9 protein-coding genes, 1 tRNA gene and 3 rRNA genes are annotated in these 15206 nt (G+C 61.0%); 1 reads left to right on the top strand and 12 read right to left on the bottom strand.

Going from position 1 to position 15206, the window contains the following annotated elements:
• Nucleotides 1-50: 50 nt before the first annotated feature.
• The gene (locus tag PG879_RS08905) at nt 51-773 is read right to left on the bottom strand and encodes a GIN domain-containing protein (RefSeq protein ID WP_151027800.1); all 723 of its coding nucleotides are present in this window, start codon (nt 771-773) and stop codon (nt 51-53) included.
• 298 nt (nt 774-1071) lie between these two features.
• On the opposite strand from PG879_RS08905, the gene ovoA reads away from it, so the two are divergent.
• On the top strand, nt 1072-3219 hold the full coding sequence (ovoA, locus tag PG879_RS08900) for a 5-histidylcysteine sulfoxide synthase (RefSeq protein WP_270830023.1): 2148 nt from the start codon (nt 1072-1074) through the stop codon (nt 3217-3219).
• A 57-nt stretch (nt 3220-3276) separates the two neighbouring features.
• On the opposite strand, the gene PG879_RS08895 is transcribed toward ovoA, so the two are convergent.
• The 11 genes from PG879_RS08895 to PG879_RS08845 form a co-directional block, all read right to left on the bottom strand.
• Nucleotides 3277-4248: a bile acid:sodium symporter family protein gene (locus tag PG879_RS08895; RefSeq protein ID WP_270830021.1), complete on the bottom strand. Its 972-nt coding sequence runs from the start codon at nt 4246-4248 to the stop codon at nt 3277-3279.
• A gap of 273 nt (nt 4249-4521) precedes the next feature.
• A complete protein-coding gene (locus PG879_RS08890) occupies nt 4522-5967 on the bottom strand; it encodes an amino acid permease (RefSeq protein ID WP_270830020.1) in 1446 nt (481 codons plus the stop codon).
• A gap of 166 nt (nt 5968-6133) precedes the next feature.
• The gene (locus tag PG879_RS08885) at nt 6134-6472 is read right to left on the bottom strand and encodes a tRNA-binding protein (RefSeq protein WP_039039549.1); all 339 of its coding nucleotides are present in this window, start codon (nt 6470-6472) and stop codon (nt 6134-6136) included.
• Between the two features lie 63 nt (nt 6473-6535).
• Nucleotides 6536-7981: an amino acid permease gene (locus PG879_RS08880; protein WP_270830018.1), complete on the bottom strand. Its 1446-nt coding sequence runs from the start codon at nt 7979-7981 to the stop codon at nt 6536-6538.
• Nucleotides 7982-8083: 102 nt separating this feature from the next.
• Nucleotides 8084-8539, bottom strand: coding sequence for a beta-galactosidase subunit beta (locus tag PG879_RS08875; RefSeq protein ID WP_143238221.1), 456 nt, complete (start codon nt 8537-8539; stop codon nt 8084-8086).
• Nucleotides 8536-11622 carry a beta-galactosidase subunit alpha gene (ebgA, locus tag PG879_RS08870; RefSeq protein WP_270830016.1) on the bottom strand — a complete coding sequence of 1029 codons (3087 nt, stop codon included), beginning with the start codon at nt 11620-11622 and terminating at the stop codon, nt 8536-8538. The genes PG879_RS08875 and ebgA overlap by 4 nt, the downstream gene beginning before the upstream one ends.
• 321 nt (nt 11623-11943) lie before the next feature.
• On the bottom strand, nt 11944-12909 hold the full coding sequence (gene ebgR, locus PG879_RS08865; RefSeq protein WP_041214116.1) for a transcriptional regulator EbgR: 966 nt from the start codon (nt 12907-12909) through the stop codon (nt 11944-11946).
• Nucleotides 12910-13073: 164 nt separating this feature from the next.
• Nucleotides 13074-13188 (bottom strand): 5S ribosomal RNA (rrf, locus tag PG879_RS08860).
• 22 nt (nt 13189-13210) lie between these two features.
• Nucleotides 13211-13286 (bottom strand) — tRNA-Thr (locus PG879_RS08855).
• Nucleotides 13287-13333: 47 nt separating this feature from the next.
• Nucleotides 13334-13448: ribosomal RNA gene (rrf, locus tag PG879_RS08850) — 5S ribosomal RNA — on the bottom strand.
• Nucleotides 13449-13532: 84 nt separating this feature from the next.
• Nucleotides 13533-15206, bottom strand: a 23S ribosomal RNA gene (locus PG879_RS08845); the annotation flags it as partial.

The raw sequence follows: 15206 nt of genomic DNA, 5'->3' as shown, positions 1-15206 counted from the left end.
TCCTGCAAAAAAGGCCCCGAGGGGCCTTTTTCATTGTTGCGGTGATGGGATCAGCTCCCCAACCGGCTCACCTGACCCGAGCCCGCGATCTCGCTGGTCAGCGCTGGGCTGCCCCAGTAGTTGACCGCACCGGCACCGGCGATCTCTATCTTGAGCCGCGACCGGGCCCGCACCTCGACCTCGCCACTGCCGGCGATGCTCACCTCGACCTCCTCGCTGGCGAGCCCGGCCCCCTTGACGCCACCGGCGCCGGCGATGTTCAGCGCCATCACCCGGGCGGAGCCCTGCCCCAGATCCAGGTTGCCCAGCCCGGCGATGTTGCCCTCCAGCCGATCCAGCGTCAGCCCGCTGGCGACGATGTCCCCCGTGCCCGCCAGGGAGAGCACCAGATCATCCCCCTTGAAGTCGCGCAAGGCGCCGTTGCCAACCCCCGCCAGTGCCAACTCGTGCAGCGTCGGCAGGGTGATGGTGATCTCCAGCGGCTGGGTGGGGTCGAGCCGGTAGCCATCCTTGACCTCGATCTCCAGCTTCTCCCCCTTCTCGGTGAGCACCAGATAGGGCAGCAGGTTGGCCTCCCCCTTGACCCTGAGGGTGTGGCTCTCTCCCGCCACCAGGTACAGGTTGGCGGGCACGCCCGCCAGCACCCGGGTCACCTCATGCCCCAGGGGATGCTGCTGCTCCACCACGGCCCCCTCCCCGCGCACCTTGACGTCATCCTGCCAGCTGCATCCGGTCAGTCCCAGGGCCAGCACCACTCCCAGCATCCATTTCATCCCGCTACTCCTCGTTTCCTCTTTGCCGCACGGCGCGGCAGGTGAGTGGCAATCAGCAAACCCTGTGCCATATGGCTAACATCATGATTTATCTATCCATTTCAATATTTCGAGGCTCGAAGGGTCCATAACAAAGAGCCATTCAGACCACAATCTGGTCAATCTGACCACACCCGAAGGGGGGTGTTGACCCATTTTTTTGGTTGCCGCCCCGGTTCGTTGAGCCAATAGTGATACCTGGTGCGTATAGAGCACTCCATCGCTGCTTCACCCGCCAGAATCAACAAGGAGTCAGAGCGTGACCCAAGCCAGCCACCCATTCGTCCATCCGGGCCTGCCTGCCCCCACCCGCACCCCGCTGCTGACCGGCGACGATCCCGACCACAAGCGCCGCGAGCTGCTCGCCTACTTCTGCCAGACCTTCGATCTCTACGACTCGCTGTTCGACTGCCTGGCCGACGAGCGGGCCTGGTTCAACAAGGCGATCCCCCTGCGCCACCCACTCATCTTCTACTACGGCCATACCGCCGCCTTCTTCGTCAACAAGCTGCTGGCGGCCCGTCTCATCGAGAGTCGGCTCGACCCCCGCATCGAGGCCCTGGTCGCCATCGGGGTGGACGAGATGAGCTGGGACGATCTGGACGAAACCCACTACGACTGGCCCACGGTGGCCGAGCTGCGCGACTATCGGGGCCGGGTGCGCGCCCTGGTGTGTGATTTCATCGAGCGGATGCCAATCGAGCTGCCCATCCATTGGCAGAGCCCGGCCTGGGTCATCCTGATGGGGATAGAGCACGAGCGCATCCACCTCGAGACCTCCAGCGTGCTGATCCGCCAGCTGCCGCTGGCCTGGGTGCGCAGCCAGCCCCAGTGGCCGGTCTGCCCCGAGGCGCGCCACGATCTCGCCGCCGTCCCCGTCAACACCCTGCTGCCGGTGGCCGGCGGCCAGGTGCGGCTCGGCAAACAGGACGCCACCTACGGCTGGGACAACGAATACGGCAAGCGCCACATCGAGCTGGCCCCCTTCCAGGCCAGCCGCATGCTGGTGAGCAACGCCGAGTACCTGGCCTTCGTGCAGGCGGGCGGATATGAAGCGCCCGCCTGGTGGGACGACGAGGGCCGGGGCTGGCGCCAGTATGCCAACGCCCGCATGCCCACCTTCTGGGTCGGCGATCCCAATGAACCCGAGCAGTTGCAACTGCGGCTGATGACCGAGCAGGTCCCCATGCCCTGGGACTGGCCGGTGGAGGTGAACCAGCTGGAGGCCGCCGCCTTCTGCCGCTGGAAGGCGGATCAGACCGGCCTGCCCGTCCAGTTGCCAAGCGAGGGGGAGTGGATGCTGCTGCGGGAGCAACTGGCCGGCGATCAGCCCGACTGGATGGAGGCCCCCGGCAACATCAATCTGGCCCGCTTCGCCTCCTCCTGTCCGGTGGATGCCTGCCCCCAGGGCAGCTTCTTCGATCTGGTGGGCAACGTCTGGCAGTGGACCAGCACCGCCATCGACGGCTTCGAGGGGTTCAAGGTGCATCCCCTCTACGACGACTTCTCCACCCCCACCTTCGACGGCAAACACACCCTCATCAAGGGCGGGAGCTGGATCAGCACCGGCAACGAGGCGCTCAAGTCCTCCCGCTACGCCTTCCGTCGCCACTTCTTCCAGCACGCGGGCTTCCGCTACCTGGTCTCACGCTATCAGGAGCCCATCATCGTGAATCCTTATGAAACCGACACGCTCGTCGCTCAGTACCTCGACTTCCAGTACGGCCCGAGCCACTTCGGGGTCGCCAACTACGCCGAGGCTCTGGCCGGTCTTGCCAGCGAGCTCTGCGGCCGCCATGAGCGGGCGCTGGATATCGGCTGCGCCACCGGCCGCGCCAGCTTCGAACTGGCTCGCCGCTTCGCCCACGTGGACGGGGTGGACTACTCGGCCCGCTTCATCGACGTGGCCCTGACCCTGGCAAGACAGGACAGCTTCCGCTATGCGGTGCCGGTGGAAGGGGATCTGGTGGAATATTGCGAGGCGCGCCTCTCCCGCCACGAGCTTGGTCGCGAGCAGAGCGAGCGGGTCCACTTCAGCCAGGGGGATGCCTGCAACCTCAAGCCCAGATACGGCGACTACGATCTGGTGCTCGCCTCCAACCTCATCGACCGGCTGCGGGAGCCCGCCCGCTTCCTGCGGGACATTGCTCCGCGCCTTCGCAGCGGCGGCCTGCTGGTGCTCACCAGCCCCTACACCTGGCTGACCGACTACACCCCCAAGGCCAACTGGCTCGGCGGCATCCGGGAAAACGGCGAGGCCCTCGGCACCTATCAGGCGCTGCAACGGCTGCTGGCGGAGGAGTTCGAGGAGCACATGCCCCCGAGGGACGTCCCCTTCGTCATCCGCGAGACCGCCCGCAAGTACCAGCACACGGTGGCTCAGCTCACCGTCTGGCGCAAACGCTGACGACGCGGCAAACGAAAGAGGGAGGCCCATGGCCTCCCTCTTCTTTATCCAGACGACTTACCCCTCCTGTACCTGGGGCACCGCCTCCTGCTCGCGGTAGCGGCGGGCCAGCACGGCGCACACCATCAGCTGGATCTGGTGGAAGATCATCAGGGGCAGCACCATGACCCCGACACTGGCGGCGGGGAACATGACGTTGGCCATGGGCACCCCGTTGGCCAGGCTCTTCTTGGAGCCGCAGAAGACGATGGTGATCTCGTCCGCCTTGTCGAAACCGAGGCGACGGCTGATCCAGACGTTCCACCCCAGCACCAGCGCCAGCAGCACGCAACTCAGCATCACGATGCTGGCGAGATCGTACCAGCCGACCTGGTGCCAGATCCCCTGCACCACCGCCTCGCTGAAGGCCACATAGACCACCAGCAGGATAGAGCTCTGGTCCAGCTTGCCGATGAGCGGTCGATGGCTGTCAACCCAGCCACCGATGAGGGGGCGCGACAGGTGGCCCACCACGAAGGGCAGCATCAGCTGCACCATGATGGCCTGAATGGAGTGCCAGGTATCGACCCCCTCCCCCTGCACATTGATCATCAGCCCCACCAGCACCGGCGAGAGGAAGATGCCGAGGATGCTGGAGGCCGAGGCGCTGCACACCGCCGCCGACACATTGCCCCCCGCCATGGAGGTGAAGGCAATGGCCGATTGCACGGTGGCGGGCAGGGCGCACAGGTAGAGGAAGCCGAGATAGATAGCCGGGCTCAGCCACTGGGGCACCAGGGGCGTGAGCAGCAGCCCCAGCAGCGGGAAGAGCAGGAAGGTGCTCGCCATCACCACCAGGTGCAGCCGCCAGTGGCCGAGGCCCGCCAGCAGGTTCTGGCGCGACAGCTTGGCACCATGCATGAAGAAGAGCAGCGCCACCGCCAGCTTGGTCAGCAGACCAAACCAGACGGCCACCTGCCCCTCGCAGGGGAAGAAGGAGGCCAGCGCGACCACCACAATCAGTACAGAGGTAAAGGGATCCAGACGCACGGGGAGTCTCCAGAGAAAGCGCGTCCCGCACGGGATGGGGACGACAGGGCACGGGGAAGGCGTCATCAGACTGCGACCCCGGATACGAAGGGACAAGCTTACCCCGAACACCCTGTGGTGCAAAGTTGAGCGGCAGCCTCATTTGTTTCATTTTGTTAAACGATAACGCACATTCTCACAGCAAAACTAAACGAGTTTGCCCCTCCGGCCCCGGATCCGGCCAACAAAAAACGGGCGACCAAGGCCGCCCGTCTCCTGTTTGCCACATGCCGGTCAGCGCTGGCTGGCCAGGGTGCCGCTGCCCGCTTTCTTCTCGTTGCCACCTGACTTGCGGGCCTGGCGCTTCTCGAAGCGGGAGATCCACCAGTAGGCCAGCGCCGAGAAGACCGCCGTCATGAAGACGTTGATGAAGAAGGCGCGCACCAGATCCACCCCGGCCGGGAAGGCGGAGGCGCTCATGCTCACCACGAAGATGGCGATCAGCACCGACACCACCGCCATCCCGAAGGTGCGCGACCCCATGCGGAACTCGCGGGGGGTGTCGTCATGTTTCCAGCGGAACACGAAGTAGGCCACCATGATGAAGATCGGCGGCAGCATGGCGGTACCGGCGGTGAGGTTGATGGCGGTGTTCATCATCTGCTGCACCGATTCCGAGCCGAAGCCATTGACCACCAGCATCACGAACACGAAGACAAACTGCCACCAGGCGGCGCGCACCGGCACGCCGTGCTCGTTGAGCTGGGTGGTCTTCTCGCCGTAAACCCCCTGCGGGATCTCGGAGAAGTGGATCTTCACCGGCGCCGAGGTCCACATCATCATGGAGCCGAACATGGCGATGAACAGCACCACGCCGACGAAGCGGCCCACCAGCGCCTCGGAGAGCCCGAAGTACTGGGCCATGCCGGTGAAGATCTCCACCATGCCGCCGGCATAGGTGAGGCTCTCGCGCGGCACGAACACGTTCACCAGCAGGGAACCGACCGCATACATGGCACCGATGACGATACCCGCACTGATGATCACCTTGATGAAGGACTTCTGGCCCCCCTTCACGTCATTGAGGTAGGCCGCCGCGGTCTCGGCACCACCCGCCGCCTGGAAGATCCAGCACATGATGCCCAGCGTCGCCCAGTTGACGGTGGGAGTCATCGCCTCCAGCGTGATGGGCTGGGCCGGCACATGATCCCCACTCAGAGCCATCAGGGCGCCCAGCACATAGATGGCGAACAGGGCGAAGACGCCGTAGGCCACTATTTCGGCAATCTTTCCCAGCCAGCTCGCCCCCTTGGTGGAGATGTGGGTCGCCGCTGCAAACAGCACGATGGAGATGACCGAGGTGACCATGGGGGAGAAGCTGTACTCATAGCCCAGCATGGCGTAGGAGGCGTAGGCGATGACGTTGGGCAGCAGGGAGACGAACCAGAACAGGTTCACGAACCAGTAGAGAAACGAACCCAGATAGGCCATCCGGGTGCCTAGCGGCTTTTTCAGCCAGTCGTACATCCCCGACTCGGAGTTTTTGTTGGCCGAGACGAACTCGGCAATGATGAAAACGAACGGGATGAAGTAGACGAGGGTCGCCAGCAGGAAGATGGGGGCGGAACTGAGCCCCAGCTCGATGTTGTTGTTGACGATGTTGCGCACGTTGAACACGGCGGCAAAGGTCATCGACAACAGGGCAAACTTGCCTATGGTGCCGCGTACGGATTCAGACATGGTGTCCTCCAGTGGACTCGCGCTCCCTGCGGGTAACGCTGTGACTCTGTGATGTGTTTGGCAAGGGTCTGTCGGCCCCGCGCTTTACTCTCTTGTTATGATCGGGCCGCGTGGGCGGCCTCGTTGCTGAACCGGTGCCGTCTCCCGCACCGGCTCGCAATCCCGTTCAGACGATCGGGGTGCCCGGCGCCATCGGCACCCGCGGCTGCAACAGCACGCTCTGGCTCTCGTCCGGGGTCTCGGCGCAGAGCAACATGCACTCGGAACGCTCACCGCGCATCCTGGTGGGCTTGAGGTTGGTCAGTACCACCACCTGGCTGCCCATCAGCTCCTCTTCGCTGTAGTAAGGCACCAGACTGGTGACGGTCTGCAGCGGCCGCTCGCCCCCTACGTCGATCTGGACGATGTAGAGTTTGTCGGCCCCGGGGTGGCGCACCACCTCCAGCACCTTGCCCACCTTCATCTCGACCCGTTTGAATTCGGCAAACTCGATCGTCTCGCTCATGCACTTTTCCTTTTCTGGTTCAACGGTTTGCGGGTGGCCAACGGCCACCCGGTTTGATGGGGGTCATGACGGCTGGATGACGACCTGCGCCGCTAGCTCGGCCTCTTTCGCGCGCGCCTCGGCGCTGAGGGAGGCCTCGTATCGGTTGTATTTCCACCAGGCGAAGCCGAGGAAAATCACGATCCCGCCGACGTTGTAGAAGACGATGGTCATGATGTCGGCGCCGGTCGGGAAGGTGGAGGCGAGGAAGCCCACCGAGAAGAGGACGATCAGCACCGAGACCACGGCGATGCCGGTGGAGCGCGAGCCCATCTTGAAATCCCGCGGCAGGTGGTCGAGCTTCAGCCGCAGATTGAGGTAGGCCAGCATGATGAACAGCGGCGGCAGCATGGAGGCGGCGGCGGTCATGTTGATGACGGTGTTCATCAGATCCTGCGCTGTGTTGGAGCCCAGGGTCGGGATCACCATCAGCGGCAGCACGATGAGGTACTGGATCCAGGCTGCGCGGGCGGGCACGCCGTTCTCGTTCAGCTCGACCGTCTTCTTGCCGAAGATGCCGGCCGGGATTTCGGAGAAGAAGATCTTCACCGGGGTCGCCGTCCACATCAGCAGGGAGCCGAACATGGCGGTGAAGGAGACCAGCCCGACGAAGCGATTCATCAGGATCTCCGGCAGGCCGAAATGGGCCGCCAGCCCCTCAAACACCTGCACCGAGCCGCCGGTGTATTTCAGGGTGTCGCTGTGGACGAACACGTTGATCAACAGGGATGCGATGGAGTAGAGCACGCCGATAAAGATCCCAGCGACGATGATCACCTTCACGAAGGACTTGGAGCCGCCCTTCACGTCATTGACGTAGACCGCCACCGACTCGGCGCCACCGGCTGCCATAAAGATCCAGGTAGTGATGCCGAGGAAGGCCCAGCTGAAATCGGGGACCATGGCCTCTACCGTGATGGGGTCGGCGGGCTGCACGCCGCCCACCAGAGCCGCACCTGCCAGCAGGATGTAGGAGAGGGTCAGCAGCAGCATCAGGGACGAGGTCACCGAGGTGATGGGGCCGAGCATCTTGGCGCCGTTGGTGGAGACGTAGGTGGCAAAGGCAAACAGCACCATGCTTAACGCCGTGGTCGCCACCGGAGTGAGAATGTACTCATAGCCGAGGAAGGCATAGGAGGCGTAGGCGATGACCCGCGGCAGCAAGGAGGTGAAGAAGAAGAGGTTCACGAACCAGTAGGTGTAGGCGGAGATAAAGGCCCAGCGCCCGCCGAGGGAACTCTTCACCCAGGCATACACCCCCGCTTCGGAGTTTTTATTCAGTGACACGAACTCCGCAATGATCAGGCAAAACGGAATGAAGTAGAAAATGGTGGCCAGAAAGAACATCGGGGCCGAGGCCAGACCGATCTCGATGTTGTTGTTGATGACGTTGTTGAAGCTGAATACCGCCGCGAAGGTGAGCGACAGCAGACCAAACTTGCCTATCGTATTGCGTTTGGAATCAGACATGGTGCATCTCCAGACCTGTAGTTATCTAGCGAAAGAGCGGGGCATGATGTGTAGGGTGAGCCCCGCCCTTCCGGCTTTTATCAGTGCAGAACCAGCGGCTTGTTATTTGTTCTTGAAGTAGCCGCCTTCGACGGTGACCTTGATGATCACCTTGCGCACCGGGCTGTCGCCGACGAATCGGTAGGCCTCGTCGTTCTCGAAGATCACCACCTGCCCGTTGCCGACCTGCTGGCGCTCACGCACCTCGCCTGCCAGCCACTCGCGGTCTGTGGTGTCGTCATAGGCCTGCTCGACCGCCAGCTCGCTCTTGGCTGCCCACTCCACCGTCTCTGCTCCTTCCAGGTAGTAGTGAACGTCGAAGTAGCGGCGCTGCCCCTCGAACAACGAGGTGGCTGGGCTGGCCCCCTCCTGCAAGCGGTAGGTGAGGGAGTCACCGATGGAGTGGCAGATTCCGGGCTTGAGGTTTGGCAGGTTGTTGATGGCCTCCACGCAGCGGCCCCACTTCTTGCCCTCTCGGTAGATGTTTTTGAACAGGGTCAGGTTGTCCAGGGTGATCATGCGAGGTTCCTCCCGCCGTTGATGGTGAGATCGAGCCCGGCCAGCGCAGCCGGATTGAGGTTGCCACGGGAGATGGGCAGCAGGGTCAAACCGAAGCTGAACGGCTCGAAGCGCACCCGCCAGGAGTCCAGTACCTCGGAGCCCCAGGAGTTGGAGCCGAGCCCCAGTACCTTGTGATCCAGATTGAGGGTGAGATAATCACTCGGCTCCAGCTCATTGATGTGCTGCGCCGCGTGGATATGCTCCCAGCTGTAGGGCCAGACGCTCAGGTTGATGGGGGCATCGGGTCGCACGTAGAGACCGGCGCCGTGACGGTTGGTCAGGGTCGCCCAGCGCACCTGCTGGCGGTTGCCGTTATCCTGTGGGAAGGGGTAGTGCTCCCACATCTCGCTGACGGTGCTCTGGAAGCTGTCGATCCAGTTGCTCTGGCGGCTGTCCTGATAGTTTTCGCCCGGCCCCATGCCGTAGTAGTGCACCCGGTCGAGATCCTGACGAATGCCCAGCTCGAAGCCGATCTTGGGGATGATGTCGTCATAGCCGCCGTAGGGCTGACCGGAGAGCGCAACGTGCAGCTGGCCGTTCGGGCTCAGGGTGTAGACGTAGCGGCAGCGCATACCGAAGTCGAACACCGGCGGCGCGATCAGGCTCTCCACCGTCACCTCGACCGCCTCACCCAGCTGGCGCCAGCTTAAGGTGCGGAAGTGCTCCTGCATGATCTGCAGGTGGTTCGGGTGCCACAGGCTCTCGTACTCCTGCTTGTGGTTGTCGATCATCGGCTTGAAGAAGGTGAGGCGCGGCGAGCGCTCGATGAGCTCATTGCCATCCTGCTGCCAGCTCACCAGCTTGCCGTCGAGGCGTGAGAAACGCAGGGCAAAACCGCTGCCACTTAGGGTCAGGTCAAGGCGCTCATCGGCGATATGCAACGGGGTGGCATTGGGATTGGCAAAGGGCTGCAGCTGGCGAGTCGATGCCTTCAGTTGGAACTGGTACTGACCCAGCTCGTGCTCCGCCGCGCTGTAGCGGGTGGCGGTGGCCTTGATGACCCGCAGCTGGACGAAGGTTTCCCGCCCATCGAGGAATGGCAGTTCGAGCTGCAACTCGGTGGTGGCACCGGGGGCCACCCCTTCCAACCGGATTTGCTGGCTGGCCAGCAGCTCGCCTTCGGCCTTTACCTCGACCACCAGGCGGATGTCGTCAAGATTGGAGAACCAGTAGCGGTTTTCCAGCTCAAGCCCGCCACTCGCCAGATCCAGTGCCCGCACCTTGACCGGGCAGATCACCTGCTTGTATTCGCGCAGGCCCGGCCCCGGGGTCTGATCCGGATAGATGAGGCCATCCATGCAGAAGTTGTAGTTGTTGGGGTAGTCGCCGTAGTCGCCGCCGTACTTGTAGACCGGGCGCCCCTGCTCGTCCTGATCCAGAATGCCGTGATCGCACCACTCCCAGATGTAGTGGCCCTGAATGTGGGGATGGCGGTCAAACACCTGCTGGTATTCGCTGAGGCCACCCGGGCCGTTGCCCATGGCGTGGGCGTATTCGCAGAGGATGCGCGGCTTCGCCATCGGGAACTCGCCGAAGCAGTTCATCTGGGAGACGCGGGAATACATGGTGCTCACCACATCCACCACCTCGGCGTCACGATCCTCTTCGTAGTGCACCAGCCGGGTCGGGTCGATCGCCTTGCAGCGCTGGTACATGGCTCTGATGTTGCAGCCGTAGCCGGACTCGTTGCCCAGCGACCAGATGATGATGGAGGGGTGGTTCTTCTGGGCGTGCACGTGGCGCTCGATCCTGTCCACGAACACCGGCTCCCAGAAGGAGTCGTCGGTGATGCGGCTGAGATCGCCGACGTTGGCAAAGCCGTGGGTCTCCACATCGGTCTCTGCCATCACGAACAGGCCGTACTGGTCGCACAGCTCGTAGAAGCGCGGGTCGTTCGGGTAGTGGGCGGTGCGCACCGAGTTGAGGTTGTGTTGCTTCATCAGCACGATATCGCGCTCCACCCGATCCATGCCGACCGCACGGCTCTTGAGGTGGTCGTTGTCGTGGCGGTTCACCCCGTGCAGCTTGAGGTAGTGGCCGTTGACATGGAAGAGCCCATCCTTGACGGTGATTTCACGCACCCCGACCCGCTGCGGGATCACCTCCAGCAGCTCACCCTGACCGTTGTAGAGGGAGAGTTGCAGCTGATAGAGGTAAGGATCTTCGGCGCTCCACAGATGGGGGTTGGCCAGATCCAGCGTGAAGCGGCAGTCACACTTGCCATCGATGGCGAGATGGTCGAGTGTGCCACTGGCGATCTCGCTGCCCTGATCCAGCAGCGACCAGACCAGGCGGTGATCACGGGCGGGCGCACCAAGATTTTCCAACTGGATATCGCAGCTCAGGGTGGCGCTCTGGCCGGCAATCTGATTGCCATCCGCCAGCGCGGTGCGGATGAAGAAGTCCTGCACATGGGCGGCCGGTTTGCCCACCAGATAGACGTCGCGGAAGATCCCCGCCATCCACCACATGTCCTGATCTTCGATATAGGTGGAGTCCGCCCACTGCATCACCCGCACCGACAGCAGGTTCTCGCCGATGTTGGCGTAGGCGCTGATGTCGAACTCAGCGGTGAGGCGGCTCCCCTTGCTGAAGCCGACGTAGTGGCCGTTTACATAGACCTCGAAGTAGGTCTCCACCCCGTCGAACTTGATGATCACCTGCTCGCCTTCCCAGGCCGGGCTCAGCGTGAAGCTGCGCTGATAGGCGCCGGTGGGGTTGTTGGTCGGCACGAAGGGCACATCGATGGGGAAGGGAAAACCCTCGTCGGTGTACTGCAGCTGACCATGTCCTTCCATCTGCCACATGTTGGGCACGGTGATCTGGCCCCACTCGCTCATGGGGCTGTGATAGAAGGCCTCCGGCACCTGCAGGGGATGGTCGAAGTAGTGGAACTGCCACTGGCCGCTCAGGCTCAGAAAACGGCGGCTCAGCTCGCGCTGCATGGTGGCCGCCAGCCCGTGGTCGGCATAAGAGAAGAAGTAGGCTCGCGGGGCCAGCCTGTTTTCACCAACGAATTGGACGTTTTCCCAGTTATTCACATGTCCTCCCGGAACAAGGCAACGTTAACTGGGTAAACTCTAGATAAACATTTACTAAATATCAGTTTTAGATCGGTAAAGTTTTAACCTGATCACAGTGAGTGGATGGTTTTGTGAGCGAGATCAGAAGCGGGAGACAAAGGAGGGCAAGGTATAGATGAGTGGCATGGATGTTGATAACAGCAGGCCATGATGTAATTAAATTAACTATAAAACAATATGATATGAGTTTATTAGAAGATATGGGAAAGCGGTTTACTTGGGAGAGATGTCGCACCACCGCAAGGTGGTGCGACTAAAAACAGAGGTATTTTACTAAAACTATCGTGTAGTACCGCGCAGAGTCAATTTGCTCGGTACCAGCACCCGCAGCGGAATGTCCCGCTCGTCACGCAGCCGTTCAACCAGCAGATTGACCCCCTGGGAGCCCATCAACTCGGAGTGGATCCGCACCGTGGAGAGGGGCGGAAAGGTGAACTTGGCGGTCGGGATATCGTTGACGCTGATAAGCTCGATCTGCTGGGGAATCGCCAGTCCCTTCTCGTGAATGGCACGCAGCACGCCGATGGCGATGGAGTCGGAGGCAACGAACAGCGCCCTGGGCCAGTCGCCAGCCAGCATCTCCTTCGCCAGCTTGTAGCCGGAAGCGCTGGAGAAGTCTCCGCGATAGAGGTCGCTCTCCTGCACCACGCCAAGCCGCTGGCCATAATCGCGAAAGGCGAGTTCCCGCAGATCCGGGCCATCATCCTGGCCACCGATATAGCCGATGCGCTGATGGCCCTCGGCGATGAAGAAGTCCACTACCTGCTGGCTGATGAGTGCCAGATCCACGTCAATCGAGTCAAAATCGCCCTGAGAGCGGCAATCCACGAACACCAGCTGGGCAGACAGGCCGCGCAGCACGGCCAGCCGTTCTTCCGGCAGATGGCCGATGACCAGGATGCCATCGACGGCAGAGAGCTCACGCCCCTCGGCACCGTTGTAGCAGTGGGCCAGCTCGATGTTGAGGCGGGTGCACTGGGTCTCGATGCCGTAGCGGATAGCGAGGTAATAGGGATCGTTGACCTCGGTGCTCTGGGGATAGGCGTAGACAGCCAGGAGCTGCAGCTTGCTCTTGTGCACCCCTTTGCGGGCGCTGCTGGTCTTGTACTCCAGCCGCTCTGCAATCTCGAAGATCTTCTGCCTGGTCTCGTCCTTGACGCTCAGGCTGGGATCCTCGTTCAGCACACGGGATACGGTAGCAAGCGATACCCCCGCCTCCTGTGCAATTTCCTTCAACGTAGCCATCAATACCTCGCAGGCAGCATCACGTGTTCATCGGGCAACGGCTAAAGAGTAACGAGCAATCCCTTGATAGCCCAGCATTTTTACTGAAATAGAAGCAGGGAATTGCGGCGGGAGGACAGAAATGCAAAAAGGCCTCCCGTATGGGAGGCCTCTTCTGAATAGGTGCCTGACAGTGTCCTACTCTCGCATGGCGAATGCCACACTACCATCGGCGCTACCGCGTTTCACTTCTGAGTTCGGCATGGGATCAGGTGGTTCCACGGCGCTATTGCCGTCAGGCAAAAGCTGTACTGCTTGAAAATGGTGCTGATACCCAGAATCGAACTGGGGACCTCATCCTTACCAAGGATGCGCTCTACCGACTGAGCCATATCAGCACACTAACCGGTAAAGACCACGCTCAATGCGTAATCTAAAATTGGGTGCCTGGCAGTGTCCTACTCTCGCATGGCGAATGCCACACTACCATCGGCGCTACAGCGTTTCACTTCTGAGTTCGGCATGGGGTCAGGTGGTTCCACTGCGCTATTGCCGCCAGGCAAAAATCTTCAATCTGAAAAAGCTGATTTAGTTATTCGTTCTCGGTATCTGCTACAAGTCTCTGAACACTTCTTGGGTGTTGTATGGTTAAGCCTCACGGGTAATTAGTATGGGTTAGCTCAACGTATCGCTACGCTTACACACCCCACCTATCAACGTTGTGGTCTCCAACGGCCCTTTAGGACCCTCAAGGGGTCAGGGATGACTCATCTCAGGGCTCGCTTCCCGCTTAGATGCTTTCAGCGGTTATCGATTCCGAACTTAGCTACCGGGCAGTGCCACTGGCGTGACAACCCGAACACCAGAGGTTCGTTCACTCCGGTCCTCTCGTACTAGGAGCAACTCCCTTCAATCATCCAACGCCCACGGCAGATAGGGACCGAACTGTCTCACGACGTTCTGAACCCAGCTCGCGTACCACTTTAAATGGCGAACAGCCATACCCTTGGGACCGACTTCAGCCCCAGGATGTGATGAGCCGACATCGAGGTGCCAAACACCGCCGTCGATATGAACTCTTGGGCGGTATCAGCCTGTTATCCCCGGAGTACCTTTTATCCGTTGAGCGATGGCCCTTCCATTCAGAACCACCGGATCACTATGACCTACTTTCGTACCTGCTCGACCTGTCCGTCTCGCAGTTAAGCTGGCTTATGCCATTGCACTAACCTCCTGATGTCCGACCAGGATTAGCCAACCTTCGTGCTCCTCCGTTACTCTTTGGGAGGAGACCGCCCCAGTCAAACTACCCACCAGGCACTGTCCGCGAGCCCGATTCAGGGCCCTGCGTTAGAACATCAAACATACAAGGGTGGTATTTCAAGGACGGCTCCAGCGCAACTGGCGTCACGCCTTCAAAGCCTCCCACCTATCCTACACATGTAGGTTCAATGTTCAGTGCCAAGCTGTAGTAAAGGTTCACGGGGTCTTTCCGTCTAGCCGCGGGTACACCGCATCTTCACGGCGAATTCGATTTCACTGAGTCTCGGGTGGAGACAGCATGGCCATGGTTACACCATTCGTGCAGGTCGGAACTTACCCGACAAGGAATTTCGCTACCTTAGGACCGTTATAGTTACGGCCGCCGTTTACCGGGGCTTCGATCAAGAGCTTCGCTTGCGCTAACCCCATCAATTAACCTTCCGGCACCGGGCAGGTGTCACACCCTATACGTCCACTTTCGTGTTTGCAGAGTGCTGTGTTTTTGATAAACAGTCCCAGCCATCTGGTCACTGCGACTCCCGACAGCTCCATCCGCAAGGGACTTCACCATCAAGAGCGAACCTTCTCCCGAAGTTACGGTTCTATTTTGCCTAGTTCCTTCACCCGAGTTCTCTCAAGCGCCTTGGTATTCTCTACCCGACCACCTGTGTCGGTTTGGGGTACGATGACTTGTAATCTGAAGCTTAGAGGCTTTTCCTGGAAGCAGGGCATCAATGGCTTCCGCACCGTGGTGCGTTCGTCTCGTGTCTCAGTGTTGTGTCTCCGGATTTGCCTAGAAACACCACCTACGCACTTTCACCAGGACAACCGTCGCCTGGCCCACCTAGCCTTCTCCGTCCCCCCATCGCAATTACAAGTCGTGCAGGAATATTAACCTGCTTCCCATCGATTACGCCTTTCGGCCTCACCTTAGGGGTCGACTCACCCTGCCCCGATTAACGTTGGACAGGAACCCTTGGTCTTCCGGCGAGGAGGCTTTTCACCCCCTTTATCGTTACTTACGTCAGCATTCGCACTTCTGATATCTCCAGCAT

This window comes from Aeromonas sp. QDB63 (assembly GCF_027707425.1).
In the GTDB taxonomy this organism is placed as follows: Bacteria; Pseudomonadota; Gammaproteobacteria; order Enterobacterales; family Aeromonadaceae; genus Aeromonas; species Aeromonas caviae.
Note: the sequence above shows the minus strand (reverse complement) of the source record. Positions and strands in the feature narration are given on the sequence as shown.

Bases quoted from the DNA above. Each gene is read 5' to 3' on its own strand.
- PG879_RS08885 (WP_039039549.1), bottom strand. From the start codon at position 6,472: ATGAGCGAGACGATCGAGTTTGCCGAATTCAAACGGGTCGAGATGAAG.
- PG879_RS08890 (WP_270830020.1), bottom strand. From the start codon at position 5,967: ATGTCTGAATCCGTACGCGGCACCATAGGCAAGTTTGCCCTGTTGTCG.
- ebgR (WP_041214116.1), bottom strand. From the start codon at position 12,909: ATGGCTACGTTGAAGGAAATTGCACAGGAGGCGGGGGTATCGCTTGCT.
- PG879_RS08880 (WP_270830018.1), bottom strand. From the start codon at position 7,981: ATGTCTGATTCCAAACGCAATACGATAGGCAAGTTTGGTCTGCTGTCG.
- PG879_RS08905 (WP_151027800.1), bottom strand. From the start codon at position 773: ATGAAATGGATGCTGGGAGTGGTGCTGGCCCTGGGACTGACCGGATGC.
- PG879_RS08875 (WP_143238221.1), bottom strand. From the start codon at position 8,539: ATGATCACCCTGGACAACCTGACCCTGTTCAAAAACATCTACCGAGAG.